General features: G+C 68.2%; 13 protein-coding genes and 1 tRNA gene. 10 read left to right on the top strand and 4 right to left on the bottom strand.

The features are described from left to right. Nucleotides 1-422 precede the first annotated feature (422 nt). Entirely contained in the window at nt 423-1409 is a 987-nt protein-coding gene (locus tag E6G06_12180) for an endo-1,4-beta-xylanase (protein ID TML90546.1), read from the top strand. Nucleotides 1410-1787: 378 nt separating this feature from the next. On the opposite strand, the gene E6G06_12175 is transcribed toward E6G06_12180, so the two are convergent. Next, nucleotides 1788-2582, bottom strand: a complete 795-nt coding sequence (locus tag E6G06_12175) for an SMP-30/gluconolactonase/LRE family protein (GenBank protein TML90545.1) — start codon at nt 2580-2582, stop codon at nt 1788-1790. A gap of 300 nt (nt 2583-2882) precedes the next feature. Here E6G06_12175 and E6G06_12170 point away from each other — a divergent pair, with 300 nt between their 5' ends. After that, the gene (locus E6G06_12170) at nt 2883-5474 is read left to right on the top strand and encodes a hypothetical protein (protein TML90544.1); all 2592 of its coding nucleotides are present in this window, start codon (nt 2883-2885) and stop codon (nt 5472-5474) included. A gap of 123 nt (nt 5475-5597) precedes the next feature. Here the strand turns inward: E6G06_12170 and E6G06_12165 are convergent, their stop codons facing one another. Beyond that, nucleotides 5598-6572: an alpha/beta hydrolase gene (locus tag E6G06_12165; GenBank protein ID TML90543.1), complete on the bottom strand. Its 975-nt coding sequence runs from the start codon at nt 6570-6572 to the stop codon at nt 5598-5600. A gap of 177 nt (nt 6573-6749) precedes the next feature. On the opposite strand from E6G06_12165, the gene E6G06_12160 reads away from it, so the two are divergent. The 8 genes from E6G06_12160 to E6G06_12125 all read left to right on the top strand — a co-directional run bounded on the left by E6G06_12160 (nt 6750) and on the right by E6G06_12125 (nt 11974). After that, the gene (locus E6G06_12160) at nt 6750-7250 is read left to right on the top strand and encodes an RNA polymerase sigma factor (protein ID TML90598.1); all 501 of its coding nucleotides are present in this window, start codon (nt 6750-6752) and stop codon (nt 7248-7250) included. Then, complete coding sequence (locus E6G06_12155) at nt 7247-7930, top strand: Rieske (2Fe-2S) protein (GenBank protein ID TML90542.1); 684 nt, start codon at nt 7247-7249, stop codon at nt 7928-7930. Before E6G06_12160 ends, E6G06_12155 begins: the two co-directional genes overlap by 4 nt. A gap of 86 nt (nt 7931-8016) precedes the next feature. Beyond that, nucleotides 8017-9099 carry a hypothetical protein gene (locus tag E6G06_12150; GenBank protein TML90541.1) on the top strand — a complete coding sequence of 361 codons (1083 nt, stop codon included), beginning with the start codon at nt 8017-8019 and terminating at the stop codon, nt 9097-9099. A gap of 123 nt (nt 9100-9222) precedes the next feature. Beyond that, the gene (locus E6G06_12145) at nt 9223-9687 is read left to right on the top strand and encodes a hypothetical protein (protein ID TML90540.1); all 465 of its coding nucleotides are present in this window, start codon (nt 9223-9225) and stop codon (nt 9685-9687) included. 411 nt (nt 9688-10098) lie between these two features. Next, on the top strand, nt 10099-10476 hold the full coding sequence (locus E6G06_12140; protein ID TML90539.1) for a hypothetical protein: 378 nt from the start codon (nt 10099-10101) through the stop codon (nt 10474-10476). Nucleotides 10477-10516: 40 nt separating this feature from the next. Continuing rightward, nucleotides 10517-10783 carry a hypothetical protein gene (locus E6G06_12135; protein TML90538.1) on the top strand — a complete coding sequence of 89 codons (267 nt, stop codon included), beginning with the start codon at nt 10517-10519 and terminating at the stop codon, nt 10781-10783. A 79-nt stretch (nt 10784-10862) separates the two neighbouring features. Continuing rightward, on the top strand, nt 10863-11360 hold the full coding sequence (locus tag E6G06_12130; protein TML90537.1) for a hypothetical protein: 498 nt from the start codon (nt 10863-10865) through the stop codon (nt 11358-11360). A 176-nt stretch (nt 11361-11536) separates the two neighbouring features. Continuing rightward, nucleotides 11537-11974, top strand: a complete 438-nt coding sequence (locus E6G06_12125; protein ID TML90597.1) for a hypothetical protein — start codon at nt 11537-11539, stop codon at nt 11972-11974. Between the two features lie 743 nt (nt 11975-12717). On the opposite strand, the gene E6G06_12120 is transcribed toward E6G06_12125, so the two are convergent. Together E6G06_12120 and E6G06_12115 are read right to left on the bottom strand one after the other, a co-directional pair. Then, nucleotides 12718-12793: transfer RNA gene (locus tag E6G06_12120), tRNA-Gly, on the bottom strand. A gap of 16 nt (nt 12794-12809) precedes the next feature. After that, nucleotides 12810-14270 carry a wax ester/triacylglycerol synthase family O-acyltransferase gene (locus tag E6G06_12115; GenBank protein ID TML90536.1) on the bottom strand — a complete coding sequence of 487 codons (1461 nt, stop codon included), beginning with the start codon at nt 14268-14270 and terminating at the stop codon, nt 12810-12812. Between the last annotated feature and the right edge of the window lie 12 nt (nt 14271-14282).

Raw genomic sequence — 14282 nt, 5'->3', positions numbered from 1 at the left:
CAGCGACCAAGTCAGCCGTCAAAGAGTTCGGCGTCACCGGCGTTGGTGTCGTGGCTCGCGTCCGAAACCTCCCCAACGATCTTGAACGGATCTTGTCGTCGCACGCGTTGCTCCATGCCGCCGAAGGCGCGCTGTTCGAGCAGGCGGTCCTCGATGCCGCGACAGGGGTCGGACTCGCATGTTCAGTCGCGGAACCGAACAGCACCCACATCGGTCATGCGCTCGACGCCGCAGGGAAAGCCCTCGGGCCTCCCTGGCAGAAGGATCACAAGCTCGCTGCGACCGCTGCGATGCTTGCCCTCGAACGCTAGGGGTCTCGCGCCATAGCTGCCAGTGCTCGGGCGCTCCGGACTCCGCGATGTGGAACGATTGGGCCATGCGATGGCGGCGACGGGCCGATCACCTCGCGCTCGCGCGATGAGATGGCGTGCTTCCATCCTGTGTTTGATAGCGGTGGGGCTGGGATCTCTGGCGCGCCTCTCCGCCGCTTGGCCGCGCGCCACGGGCTGGCATTCGGGACCGCGGTGCGAGCGACTGCGCTCCAGCAGGATGACGACTTCTCCGATGTGCTCGGTCATCAGTACAACGCCTTGACGCCGGAGAACGAGCTGAAGTGGGCGGTCGTGCACCCACAGCCTGACATGTATGACTTCCGCGCCGCGGACATCATCGTCGCCTTTGCCCGGCGCCACCACATGGTGGTCCACGGTCACACGCTCGCGTGGTACAGCCAGAACCCCGACTGGCTGTTGCGCGGACACTTCGGCCGGGAGCGCCTGATCGCCATCCTGCGCGATCACATCGCCACCGTCGTCGGTCGCTACCGAGGGCGCGTCTCTCAATGGGACGTGGTCAACGAAGCGGTGGATGACGGGGGCGGCCTTCGCCACAACGTGTGGCTCGACGGGATCGGTCCTGACTACATCGCGCTCGCGTTTCGTTTCGCGCATGAGGCCGATCCGAGCGCCAAGCTCTTCTACAACGACTATCTCATCGAGAATCCAGGCCCCAAGGCCACAGCCGTGAAGCGACTCGTCGCGGGATCTCGTGGCTTCACATTTGCCGATCAACGGGGTCGGGTTACAGCTGCACACGCTCCCCGCCCTCTTCTCTGCGCCCGACCTCGCCCGCAAGATGGCCGAGTTCAGCCGGCTGGGACTCGACGTCGCGATCACAGAGCACGACGTCTGGTTGGCGCCACCATTCGACCATGCCGCGCTGCTGGCGCAGGCCCGCGTGTACCGGGCGTCGCTGGCCAGCTGTCTCGCCGCACCCAATTGCCACACGTACGTTACCTGGGGGTTCACCGACCGCTACTCATGGATCCCATCCACCTTCCCGCCATTCGGCGAAGCGCTGCCTTTCGACGCGAACCTGGTTCCCAAACCCGCCGCGTACGCACTCCATGACGAGCTCGCCAAGGGGTGATCTCGCCTCCCCGCCGCGTTCACACGGGGATCCGACGCCAAACGGCGTTCGTCGGTCACCGCGCTTGGAGCGGACGACAGGATTCGAAACGTGCGACCCGGCGATCGGGGTCACCTGCGGTTGTTCTCCTATGCCTCACGACGTGGAACTCCACGCGGTAGAGGAAACGGAACCGCTTCGGTACACGCCTCCGACCTTGACCTTTGGTCTCCACCAGAGGCGGTAGGAGACCGAGATGGTTCCGGCCGCTACTCGGTCGCGGATGTCAGCTGCCGAACTCCACTCCGCAATTTGTGTCGGCGGACGCCGACGCCGAGCCGGCGGGCGATGTGTGGCATCTGGCCGCTGACCGAGCATTCTCAGGGTCGCCCGGCATGCGGTACGGCGACCGGGTGGACTAGGACGACGCCGTCCGAGGCGGCGCCATCGTCGTAGCGGTTGGCGACGATGTGCAGCGTGCGGCCGTCGTCGCCGCCGAGCATGCACGAGAAGCAGCCGCGGTCGGCCATCACGGTGTGGAGAGCCTTGCCGCCTTCGGCGACTCGGGTGCAGCGCTGTCCGGGAACGCTCGCGTACCAGATCGCCCCTTCGGCGTCGGCGCAAATGCCGTCCGGAGCCGAACCCGGTCCGAGGTCGGCCCAAACACGCCGGTCCACCAGCTCACCCGAGTCCGTGATGGTCCAAGCGGTCAGCCGGTCCGCGTGCGACTCGGCGAGCACCAGCGTGTCCTCGCCAAGAACGACCATCCCGTTGGGGAACCACACGTCGTCGGCGACCTGGCGGCTGCTCCCGTCGGGCAGCACGACGGTCAGGATTCCCGGCTTGGGCTCCTCCCACGGCATCGAGCCGGGCATGTTCACCCACGCCCGGCCAGCGACATCCACCACGATCTCGTTGAAGGGCTGCCCGCTCGCGCCATACGGCTCAAGGTCCGGCCCTGCCACCAACCCTCGCGGGGTGGTAACGACGAGCCGACCGTCGGGGAGCCAGTCGATCGAGAACGGCATCCCCTCCACCCGCGCCACAACGTCGCAGCTCCCGTCGGTGTCGAATACCAGCACCTCACCGGCCATCCAATCGCACATCCAGAACCGGCCGTCGTGCCACCGCGGGGACTCGCCCATCTGAACTCCGGTCGCGAACACCTCAGCCATACCCGATCAGACGCCCGCCCCCGTCAAGACTCATCGGTCCTCCGGCGCAAGTGCGACCGTCACGAAGGCGAGATTCCTCCCGACTGCAGCCGCTCCGCGCTAGTCGACACGGCGCCTTATCGGAGACAAGCAAGCGCCGCGTCGCCGTGCCGATCGGAGCTGCCGGGTAAAAGGGGGCGCGTCCTCGGGCTCACACAACAACCGCTCTCGGGCCGAAGGCGCTCTGACAAGCGCGGCGACAAGGCGTCAGCCCACGGCAACGCTCTACACTCTGGGTGTTGCAGGGGGGTGATCGTCCCGATGATCATTGTTCGCGGTCGTCGGTCGGTCGTCGCGGCAGCGGGTCTGCTCCTCCACCTCACTGCGATGACTCCTGCCTCCACTGTCGACGGCGCTGTCGCCGCCACGCTGGCATCATCTCCGCCGCCGGTGTGTGGCCTCAGCCGTATCGACCTGGCTCCTGACGGCACGGAGCTGCCGGGGGGCGCATTTCAGGTTTTCGCCAGCCACGACTTCAGCCATCTCGCGTACCGGTCCAATGGCTTTGCGCTGTTGTCGCGTGATGTCGCGTCCGGCGCGATCGAGCGAGTCGACGTCCGCTCCGACGGCTCGCCGGTTGGCGCCTCCCTCTACGACAACCCTGCCCTCGATGGCGACGGCAGCATCGTGGCGTTCGCGACGTCGGCCACAGACGTGGTCCCGGGCGACACCAACGGAGTCGTTGACATCTTCGTCCACAACACGGTAACCGGAAACACCACCCGGGTGAGCGTGGGCACGGGGGGAATCCAGGGGAACGGGGAAAGCAAGCTGCCGGCGGTGAGCCTGGACGGTCGCTACGTGACCTTCACATCTTTGGCCGACAACCTCGCTCCGGGCGACACGAATGGCGGCTCCGACGTCTTCCTGCGCGATCGACGGACGGGGACGACCACGCTCGTGAGCGCGACCCCGGAGGGCATCCCAGGTAACGGCTACAGCTGGTTCGGCCGGTTCTCCGCCAACGGCCGCTACGTCGTGTTCACCTCGCGCGCCACCAACCTGGTCGCGGGGACGACCACGCCAAACGGAGGGCTGTTCGTCCGTGATCTCCTGCTGGGCACCACCAGCGTCGTTCCGGGGACCGCGTGGGGCACGTTTGCCGAAGGCATCAGTGCGGACGGAAGGTACCTGCTGTTCAGGGGATCCACGATTCGGGACCTCGTTCGCGCCGACCGTTCGACCGGCACGTCCATCATCGTCGGTTCCGCGTCGGGGTCCGGGTCGTCGATGACCGATGACGGCCGCTTCGTCGCCTACGTCCCTGTCGTCAACGCCACCCTTCAGGACGCGGTCGTCAAGGATCTGGAGACCGGGTCGGTGTGGGTGATCGCCCGAAACTCGCAGCTCGCCAACGGCTACGTCGACCAACCGACGATCAGCGCGGATGGCCGTGCCCTCGTCTTCACGTCATCGGCCTACAACCTCGTGCCCGGCGACACAAACCAGTCTTGGGACGTCTTCTTTCGCCCCGTCGGCGACTTCCCCCGCGTCAACGCGGTGGATCCGCCCACGCTGCCGCCGGGGACTGCGAGCGTCGACGTCAGGATCTCGGGCGAGGGCTTCGGTCCGGTGACGAGCGTGGCGCTCGGCCCCGGCGTTCAGGTGGGCCCAATCGTGAGCCAGAGCGACACAGGCCTTCTCGTGCACGCGTCGGTGGATCCCGCCGCGTCGATCGGTGCACGTCCCGTGATCGTCAACGACGCAAGGGGCTGTATCGGGATGGGGACCGGTCTGCTCGCGGTGGACGACGTCGCCGGTCTCTACCATCCCATGCCACCCTTCCGGCTCCTCGACACCCGCTCGGGCGCGCCCTTGGGAGAGGACCAGACGCTCGACCTCGTTGCCGGTGGCCCGGGTGTCATTGGATGGCCTCGCCACCTCTCGGCGGCGGTGATCAACGTGACGGTGACCGAGCCGAGTTCGGCCAGCTTCCTCACCGTGTACCCCGGAGACGCGGCGCGTCCGACCGCCTCGAACGTGAACTTCGTCGCGGGTCAGACCGTGGCCAACCTCGTGACGGTGAAGGTCGATCCCAGCGGTCGCCTCAGCATCTACAACCACCTCGGTACCGTGCATCTCGTGGTCGACATGGTCGGCTGGTACGGCGATGCTTTCGCCGCGCGAGGAAGCGGCTTCCATCCCGTTGCGCCGTTCCGCGTCCTCGACACGCGCGACGATCCTGCCGGCCCGCTCGGACCCGGTGAGACCGGCGACCTGAGCATCACAGGCGCAGGATCCTTACCCACGACCGGCGTGACGGCGGTGGCCATGAACGTCACCGTGACCCAGCCCACCTCACCGGGTTACCTCACCGTATGGCCGGGCGACACGCCGCCTCCGCTCGCGTCCAATCTCAACTTCGGGCCGGGCCAGACCGTGGCCAACCTGGTGGTCACCAAGGTGGCCGCGGACGGGTTCGTCGGTTTCTTCAACTCGCAAGGGGTTACCGATCTCGTGGTGGACATCGTGGGCTGGTACGGCACGGACGGGACCGGTGACGGCACGCGATTGACCACGATGGTCCCCACCCGGATACTCGACACGAGGGAGGGGGTGGCGCTCGGCAGCGGAGCCAGCCTTGACCTGGGCGTCGGTGGTGTCGCGGGCGTGCCGGTTGATGCCAGGGCCGTGGTCGCCAACGTCACCGTGACGCAACCAACTGCAGGGGGCTACCTCACGGTGTATCCGACAGGGACACCGACGCCGCTGGCATCGAACCTGAACTTCCTTGCTGGTCAGACCGTGCCCAACCTCGTCATGACTCCTCTCGGAGCCAACGGGCGAGTCAGCATCTTCAACTTGACCGGTTCCAGCCATGTCATCGTCGATGTCGTCGGCTGGCTCCGCTGAGCCGAAGGCGGGCCGCACCCAAGTGACGGCACCTTCGTCATCGACATCGGGGCGACACGCCGACCTTCGAAACGGGATGTAGCGGTCGCGGGTCAGTCGCCGAAAGGTGGCCGTCGGATCGCTTCACGCGTCGTGCGATCGAGATGATCCAGTGCTCGCATAGACCACGGCGGCGGCGCAGGCCCGCGGATGGGTGAGCGGGATCGCATGGCCGGCTCTACTCCACACCTCGAGCGATACGTGCGGATGCATCCGTTCCAACTCGGCCAGGTGACCGATGTCGACGACCCGGTCTCGTCGGCCGGCGATCAGGAGGACGGGCACGTCGATCGAAGCGAGCCAGGAATCGGATTCGGCGGCAAGCACCACCTTGTTGAGGGTCTCGGAGTAGGAGGCCCAGGAATGGTGGACGGCGTCGGCGGCTACTTCTGGCGGCAAGTCGCGACGCACGGCGGAGAACACTCGGGCGGCGGCGGCGGTGTGGCGTTGGCAGGCGAACTGGCAGGCGGCTTCGGCGAGCCGGCTGTCGACGCCCGCGAGTCGCGCCAGAAGCCCGATCCGGCGCAACCGGCGGCGACCTTCGGCCATGGTCCGGTAGATGGGCGGGCCGAAACAGGCCACGGCGCCGACGAGGTCGGGGCGGAGCATAGCCAACCGCAGTGCGATGACGGCGCCGGCGCTGTGGCCGGCGACGAGGGCGGGTCCCGATAGTCCGGCCCGCAGGGCACACTCAGCGACTGCAGCGACGTGGTCGTCGGGACCGTAGCCGCCGGGAGGGCGGGGCGACGCGCCGAACCCGAGGAGGTCCGGAGCGATCACGCGGTAGCGCGACGCCAGTCCTCTCGCGACGGGATGCCAGAAGCGGTGCGAGCCGGCCAGGCCGTGGAGCAGGACGACCGGCGGGCCGGCGCCGACCACCGAGACCGCCAGCGCCGGCCCCCGGGCGACCGGGGAATCGGGGGGGCGCGGCCTCCGACCTTCACCCGCGACCACGCTGGCGGGACGGGTCGCGGTCACGAGTAGCTGGCGAAGATCGGCGATGAAACGGGGGTCGGGCCGGCAGGCTGTCGAATGGCGGTCGGCGAGCGGGATGGCCATGGCTGTCTCACCCCGAGATACGGTCGAGGTTACAGACCGTGCCGGTGTAACCCGCCCGCCTATCCCTAAGGTGAGCACGCGACCAGGGAGAATGAGCCGGTGGTGAACGACGACCCGCGCAACCGCCCCGCGCCGGAGGCGACCGACGCTGCTCAGCGCGGCCAGCCACGATTGCGGGTGGTGGGCGAAGACGTCTATGCCGACTGGGACGCGATCTATCTCGACAACGTCACCCGCATCTACCGGCTGATGTACTCCAAGGTCGGCAACCGTTCTGACTCGGAGGATCTCACCGCTGAGGTGTTCGTGGCCGCCCTCGGCCCGCTGCGCCTTTCCGCGTCCCGCGGTGAGGTGCGGGCGTATCTCTTCGCGACGGCCCGAACGGTTCTGGCGGGCTACTGGCGGCGCCGCCTCGGTGTCGAGGTCACCACGATCGACCCCGATGCCGAGCTGCCCGGGCTCGACCAGCCGGACCGGCCCAGCCAGGCCCCCGAGCGCGCCCGGCGTGTGCTCGGCTCGCTTCCCGAGCGCTACCGCCAGATCCTGGAGTTGCGGTTCTTGCGCGCCATGTCGCTCAAGGAAGCGGCCAGGGAGATGGATGTGACGGTCGGGAACGCCAAGGTCCTCCAGCACCGCGCCCTGCGTCTGGCTGCCCAGGCTCCGGTGGAGGGGTCATGAGAAATCGACGCCGGGACCTCGACCGCATGGTGGAGGCGCTGCTCGCCGGCGATCCGCTGCCGTCGGGCCGGCTCGAGCCCGACGAGGTAGAGGCCTTGCGGGCCGCGATCGAGTTGCGCGCCGCCCGCCCCGGCGCCGACCAGCCGGAGGAGGAGTTCGTGACCGGCCTGCGGCGCCGCCTCGCGGCCGCCTCGTCGGAAGCGGCTGACATGTCGCCGTCGCGTTTCCCACGCCGAGCGGTTCTGGCCGGGGCGGCCGGGGCGGTCGCGGCGGGCGTGGTCGGCGCCGTCGTCGAGAGCAACCTCAACTCCAACTCGCGGCCCAGTCCGGCAGCAACCGGCGAGATCGTTCCGGAGAGCGGCCAATGGGTGCCGGTGGCGAGCGCCGGCGACGTGGCCGGCGGGCAAGTCAAGCGGTTCGCGACCGCGTCGACCGTGGGGTTTGTGACCGAGCGCGACGGGACGCTTTCGGCGGTGTCGGGCGCCTGCACCCACCAGGGCTGCCTGCTGCAACTCAACCAGGCGGCCGGGCGGCTCGACTGCCCGTGCCACCGCACGGCGTTCGGCGTCGACGGCGAGCTGATGTTCAGCCAGCTCGCGACGCGGCCGGCCGCGCTGCCCAAGATCCAGGTGCGCAGCCGCGAAGGCCAGGTCGAGGCCTTCCTCCCACGAGAGGTGTGACGGCGACCTGAACGAGCCGGTGTAACCGGCAGGCCTATCTCTCCGCGACACACACACGACAACGATGCGAGAGAGGCCTCCCACGCATGATTTCGGGATCGAACACCAAACGCGCTCCGCACCCGGCCCGTCGCTCCTCACTCGTGCTTGTTGCGCTGGCGGCGGTGACCGCGGTGGTCGCGGCAGCCTGCTCGAACGGGAGCACCACCAAAGCAGCCGGCCGACCGGCCGCCGCCCAGAGCGCCGCCTCCATCGCACCCGTCAAGGCGTACGTCGGGTTGTTCAAGGACAACGCGGTGGCCGTGCTCGACACCGGCACGAAGCATGTCATCAAGACCATCCCGGTTCCCGTCGGACCACACGGCATGGTCATCACCCCCGACGGCCGAGTCGTCTACGTCAGTAGCGACGGCGCATCCACGGTCAGCGTCATCGACACCACGACTGACGCGGTCAAGGCCAACATCGAGGTCGGCACGACCCCGCACGGCCTGGCCCTGACTCCCGACGCCAAGACCGTCCTGGTCGCCGGCTTCGGAACCAATCAGCTGTCGTTCATCGACGTGGCCACCAATGCCGTGTCGGGCTCCGTGCCAGTACCGAGCCCCCACAACCTCGCAATCACACCCGACGGCCGGCGTGCCTACGTGGCCTCGCAGGTCCAGGGATCGGCCGCCCTCGTCATGGTCGACCTCACCTCGAGGTCGGTCGTCGGGCGCGTCGCGCTCGACAAGGTGCCCCGGGCGTTGAGCTTCAGTCCGGACGGGAAGCAGCTGTACTTCACTGAAGCGGGCGCCAGCGCCGTGCAAGTCCTGGATCCCACGACCAACACCGTCGTCGACCAGATCCCGGTGGGTGCGTCACCTCACCATCCCCTGTTCGTCGGCTCAGGCCAGACCGCCCTCGTCGTGGTGCAGGGACCGGGGCAGCTGGCGGTGGTCGACACCGTCAGCAAGGCCGTCACGTCCGTGCCCGTCGGCCAGATGCCGCACTGGATCGCGTTGAGCACCGACGGCGGCTTCGCCTACGTGACCAACGAGAACTCCAATGACGTGTCGGTCATCTCCGTCGACAACAAGAAGGTGATCGCGACCGTCCCCGTCGGAAACGGGCCGCGCAAGATCGTCATTCAACCCGGCCCGATAACGCCGCCTACCACGCGGGGCTGAACCGCGTCGCGAGTGCGTGGCGGTAGCTCTTCTTGGAATCCGCCGCCGCGCTGAGGCCAACAGCCCCCGGCCCCCTATCTCTCGTGAAAGCCAACCCTCGAACTCCAGACAAGGAGCGACAGCGTGGAACCCACCCTCGCCAATCCCCAACCCACGCAGAAGCCAAGGCGAACGCCGCGGCGGATTGCGGCGCTCGCCGCGGTCAGCACGGTGACGCTCGCCGCCTGCGGCGCCAGCGCAGCACGCACGAGGTCGAAGCCGACCCCGAGGGCGCCCGCGGCGCCGGCGCCTGCGACACCCCGTGGCGCCGTCACCGGGGCGACTCGCGCTCCGGCATCCGCGACTGTCGTTGGCATCGTCAACTTCGCGTTCATGCCTGCCACGCTCACCGTCAAGGTGGGCACGACCGTGGCCTGGACCAACAAGGACGCCATCGCCCACACCGTCCACTTCATGACAGGCGGCATCAGCTCGAGTGCGCTCAACCAGAGCGAGCAGTTCACCCACACGTTCACCACGCCCGGGACCTACGGGTACATCTGCTCCATTCACCCGTTCATGCACGGTTCGGTGACCGTCACCACCTGAGACCGCGGTCATCACCACGGCGGGAGCCGGATCGTCTGACCCGCTGACGTGCTGCTCGTACGAGACCGCGTCGCGAGCCCTCCCCGACAAGGATCTCGGCGGCACGAGCCACGAGGCACAGCGCTTCGATGCCGAGCGACAGGAGGACTCGTTCGCGCAGCGTCAATGCCGCGACGGTTTCGTCAGACGTGCGTCGCGAGCCCTTGTGGGCGAGGTTCGACGACCCGAGTCCACCTCCGTCATTGCGCCGAGGTGAGCTCGGGGTGCGGTCTCGGTGCATCCCGACCTGCCTTCCTGGGCTGCGCGTACGCGACAGCCACGACGAAATAGACGGCGGGGTTACGGGGAATGCGTCACAACGACGGCGGGGGCAACGTGTCGACGACGTAACCGCGGCGCGTACTTCAGGTCGTGGAGCACGTGCAACCCCTCAGCGTGGAGCGGCTGCACGACTGGCTTCTCAGTTTGCCGTGGGTCATCGAGCGGCCGGGCGTGGCCGAGGCGCCAGGGTTGCGGTGGTTCGCCGTCGAATGTGAGCCGCTCGGCCGGCGGCGTCTCTGGCTCTTGACGGGAGCGTTCGGAAACGTCGACACCGACGGCTTCGGCGTGCACGTCGTGTTCCCTACAGAAGCCGCGCGCCGCGTTGTCGATGCCGGTGTGGGCGCGATGGTCGCAGCGTTGGGAGATGAGCACACCCTCGTCTCACTTCGACTCGAGACCACGGAACTGGCTGACCACACACATCTCGAGCGGGCGCTGCTCCTCGGATACGAAGCGTCTTTCACCTAGCCGGTCTGCGTTTGCATCCCACCCAACGAAGGAGCTCTCGATGTCCTCCACGAACGAGCCCCGCGATGCGCTCGACGAGCCCCGGTCCCGTTCCATGGGCGCCGACAGCCGTAGTCCGGATGTCGAGGCGAGCCTGCCGAGCGGCATGCGCGTACAGGTCCGACGCCGATTCGACGGCGGCTGGGCCTCGGGCTTCCAGATCTGCGCGGCTCAGCCCCACGGCGGTTACCTCGTTCGCCGCCTCTCGGACCGCGCGGTGTTACCGATCACCTTTGCCGAGGCAGAGGTGCGGTCGGACCCGGTGTAACCCCGACGGGTATCTGCAGACGGCCACTCGGGCCCGCTCCCCGACACCGGGGGCGCCTGTTCTGACTTGGAGGTCCAACATGAAACGATCCCTGCTCGCCACGTCCGGCTTCGCGGGACTGACATTGCTCGCGGCGGCGTGCGGAGGCACCGGAGGCGGCTACGGCGCCGGCAACGCTCCACCGGTCACCAGTGCAATCGCTCCTGCCACGCCGACCACGATCGACCTCGCCAACTCCGGCCTCGGGCAGATCCTCGTCGACAGCCGAGGCCGCAGCCTCTACCTCTTCGAGGCCGACACCGGCACGAGATCGACGTGCACCAGCGACGGATGCGTCGCCGAGTGGCCGCCCCTCATCGCGGGCGGCAAGCCCCAGGTGGGTGCCGGGCTCGCCGCCAATCAACTCGGGACGACGACCAGGGCCGACGGGCAGCAGCAAGTCACCTTCCGCGGCCACCCCCTCTACTACTTCGCCGGCGACAGCCGGCCCGGGAGCACCGAGGGTCAAGGCCTCAACGACAACGGCGGGCTGTGGTACGTCGTCCACACCGACGGAACCCCCGTCGACAATTCCTGACTCTCTGCGCACCGGACGACAGCCGGACACAGCGGCACACCGACGATCCGGTCGTAGGTCGGCGGATATCTCAAAACGATCACGAGACAAGGAGCACACCGATGGCCCACCCCCTCAGCTCTCACCCACGGAATGCGGCCAGCACCGCCCGCCGGCTCAGCGTCGCCTCGGCCGCCTTGATCCTCGCCGGCGGCTACGTCCACCTTTGCCTGTACCGGCACGGCTACCGGTTCATTCCGAAGATCGGTGTCAGCTTCCTGCTCCAGGCCGGCTCGTCGGCCATCCTCGCCGTCGCCCTTCTCGCGCGAGGAGGGCGGAGGTCCGTGGACCGTCACTCGGTGACGCTGGCCCAGCTCATCCGCCTCGCCGCCATCGGGCTGAGTCTCGGCACCCTCGCCGCGCTCGGCATCGCGCACACGCCGTCAGGTCTGTTCCAGTTCCGCGAGATGGGCCTGCGGCCGGCGCCCCAGACCCTGATCGCGATCGTCGCCGAGTCCCTCGCCACCCTCGTCCTCAGCGTTGCCATGCTCGAGGCACGCGTCGCGGCGCGCGACAGGTCGGTTGCGCCAGCCGTGGCGCGGCGCATCGGTCACGCCGCCCGCGACGTCGCGTAGGCCAACACGTCGGGCGGAGGTCTTGGTCGACCCGCACGAACGGTGGCCGGGCCGCACCCCGGCCACCCGTGGTAGACGGAGAGCCGCCTCCCCTTGCGCTCGATCGGCGCGATTGACTCATCGACATCGGACTCGAACCCCTCCATGAACCCACCCCTCTGGTTGGTCTCGGAGAGGCGTGAGTGTCGCCGCGGCCGCCCCAGCCCTAGCGAGGGCGCTCCGCCGAAGCGTAGCCCCGAGCTTCATCCCGCGCCCTTGCCCACGCTGTGACGGCGACAGACGAGCAACAAGGGGTTACACAAAAAAAGAGCGGGCGGCTTGACACTCCCCGTGCGGGCGCTCAACGTCGGCGCTGAGGGGAAGGGGTTCCAGGTGGTGCGTCGGCTACTGAGGTCCAGGATTGTGATTGCGGTCGTTTCGGCAACGCTTGCTGCAACACTCGTTGGTGGGGGGGCAGCAGCCCACATTCCGGCTTCGAACGGAGTCATCTCCGGATGTTTCAAGGTTGTCGGGGGCGCGTTCCGCGTCGTGAACGCCGAGAACGGAAAGACATGCACGGCGGATGAAAAGCCGCTGTCTTGGAGCGCAATTCAAACGGGAAGCTGAATCGCAACCCAGGCCAGCGAGCGAGACTAGGGAGCGCTCTCGCTCTACGGCTCGAGTGCGGTGACGGGCGGCAGGCCAGAGGAGGACGCGCGGTAGGTCGCGTCGAATCGAGCCGCTAGAAGGGCCTCTGACCTGCGTGGAGCGGACGACGGGATTCGAACCCGCGACCCTCACCTTGGCAAGGTGATGCTCTACCAACTGAGCCACGTCCGCAGTGGGTGCGAGCGTATCAGCCCGGTTTGACGGCCTTGGCGGTGGACCGTGGCTTTCTCGGCTTGGGGGCGGTCGTGCCGTCGGACGCCTTCTTCAGCTCGTCGAGCGCGGCGTTGATGCCGCGTGCGATGTCCCAGACGTCGGGGACCGACTCTCGGCACGCCATGAGGCCGAAGTACATCGAGCCCATGTAGCTCATGACGGTGATGTTGAGCGCCGAGCCGTCGATGATGGGGCCCATCGGGTACATGGCGACCATGCGGGCACCGGCCGAGTAGAGCGGAAACGATGGCCCGGGGACGTTGGACACGGTCACGTTGGACATCGGCCCGATGCGGCCGCCGGCCTGCATTCGCGACATCAGGCGAGCGGCGCGGGCCGCGAGGGCGGGCGCGGCGAACTCGACCCAATCGGAGGCGAGCGTGCCAGCGTCGATCGCCTTCTCCTGCTCCTTGGCGTTGCGGGTGCCGTCGGTGATGGCGTGCAGTCGCTTGACCGGGTCGTCGATGTCGCTCGCGAGCGACACGAACATCGACGAGACGCGGTTGCCCATCGCACCCTTCTCCTCGTCGGTACGGACCGAGATCGGGATCATCGCGAGCAGCGGCCGGTCGGGGTGCACACCCTTGCCGTCGAGGTAGCTGCGCAACGCGCCGGAGCACATCGCCAGCACCACGTCGTTCACGGTGCCGCCCAGTGCGTTCTTCACCATCTTGACGTCGTCGAGCGCGACCTCGGTGAACGCGAAGCGGCGGTGGGGGCTGATGGCGACGTTGAGCGGGGTGCGCGGCGCGCTGAACGGGGCGGGCGGCGCGTGGACGTCTGCCGACCGGTTGCGACGGCGCAGGTTCAGCGCGGTCGCGACCGTACGCCGCGCGGCCTTGTAGCCGCGCACCGGTGATCGCGACAGCGAGTTCAGCGCGTATGTGAACAGCTCGAGGTCGGACGGGATGCGATCAGGTTTCCAAGGCACGTCGGGCGGCGGTGTCGGTGGCGCGTCGGCGGAAAGGTCGAGCAGGTTCACGGTGAGCTCCGCGCCGGACACCCCGTCGATGGCCGCGTGGTGGGTCTTGGTGATGGTCGCGATGTGGCCGTGCTCGAGCCCCTCCACGACGTACATCTCCCACAGAGGGCGATCGCGATCGAGGGGGCGGGCCATCACCTGCTCGGCGAACTCGGCGAGCTCGGCCTCGCCGCCGGGAGCCGGGAGCGCGGCGCGGCGCACGTGGTACTCGAGGTCGAAGTCGGGATCCTCGATCCAGAGCGGGTGGTGGAGCTCGAACGGGATGGTGAGGAGCCGCCGGCGGAACGGCGGCAGCAGGTGGAGCCGGCTGTCGACCAGGTCGCGCACCTTCTCGAACGAGTACCCACCTGGGACGGTGGAGGGGTCGAAGATGGCCGTGGCCGCGACGTGCATGTGGTTCGTCGCCGTCTCGAGGTACAGGAACGACGCGTCCATTCCGGTGAGCCGCTGCATGGCAGCGAGTCT

This window comes from Actinomycetota bacterium, from assembly GCA_005888325.1.
Lineage (GTDB): Bacteria > Actinomycetota > Acidimicrobiia > Acidimicrobiales > AC-14 > AC-14.
This window is presented reverse-complemented; position numbering and strand designations above follow the sequence as displayed.

Bases quoted from the DNA above. Each gene is read 5' to 3' on its own strand.
- E6G06_12180 (TML90546.1), top strand. From the start codon at position 423: ATGGCGTGCTTCCATCCTGTGTTTGATAGCGGTGGGGCTGGGATCTCT.
- E6G06_12175 (TML90545.1), bottom strand. From the start codon at position 2,582: ATGGCTGAGGTGTTCGCGACCGGAGTTCAGATGGGCGAGTCCCCGCGG.
- E6G06_12170 (TML90544.1), top strand. From the start codon at position 2,883: ATGATCATTGTTCGCGGTCGTCGGTCGGTCGTCGCGGCAGCGGGTCTG.
- E6G06_12165 (TML90543.1), bottom strand. From the start codon at position 6,572: ATGGCCATCCCGCTCGCCGACCGCCATTCGACAGCCTGCCGGCCCGAC.
- E6G06_12155 (TML90542.1), top strand. From the start codon at position 7,247: ATGAGAAATCGACGCCGGGACCTCGACCGCATGGTGGAGGCGCTGCTC.
- E6G06_12150 (TML90541.1), top strand. From the start codon at position 8,017: ATGATTTCGGGATCGAACACCAAACGCGCTCCGCACCCGGCCCGTCGC.
- E6G06_12135 (TML90538.1), top strand. From the start codon at position 10,517: ATGTCCTCCACGAACGAGCCCCGCGATGCGCTCGACGAGCCCCGGTCC.
- E6G06_12130 (TML90537.1), top strand. From the start codon at position 10,863: ATGAAACGATCCCTGCTCGCCACGTCCGGCTTCGCGGGACTGACATTG.
- E6G06_12115 (TML90536.1), bottom strand. From the start codon at position 14,270: ATGCAGCGGCTCACCGGAATGGACGCGTCGTTCCTGTACCTCGAGACG.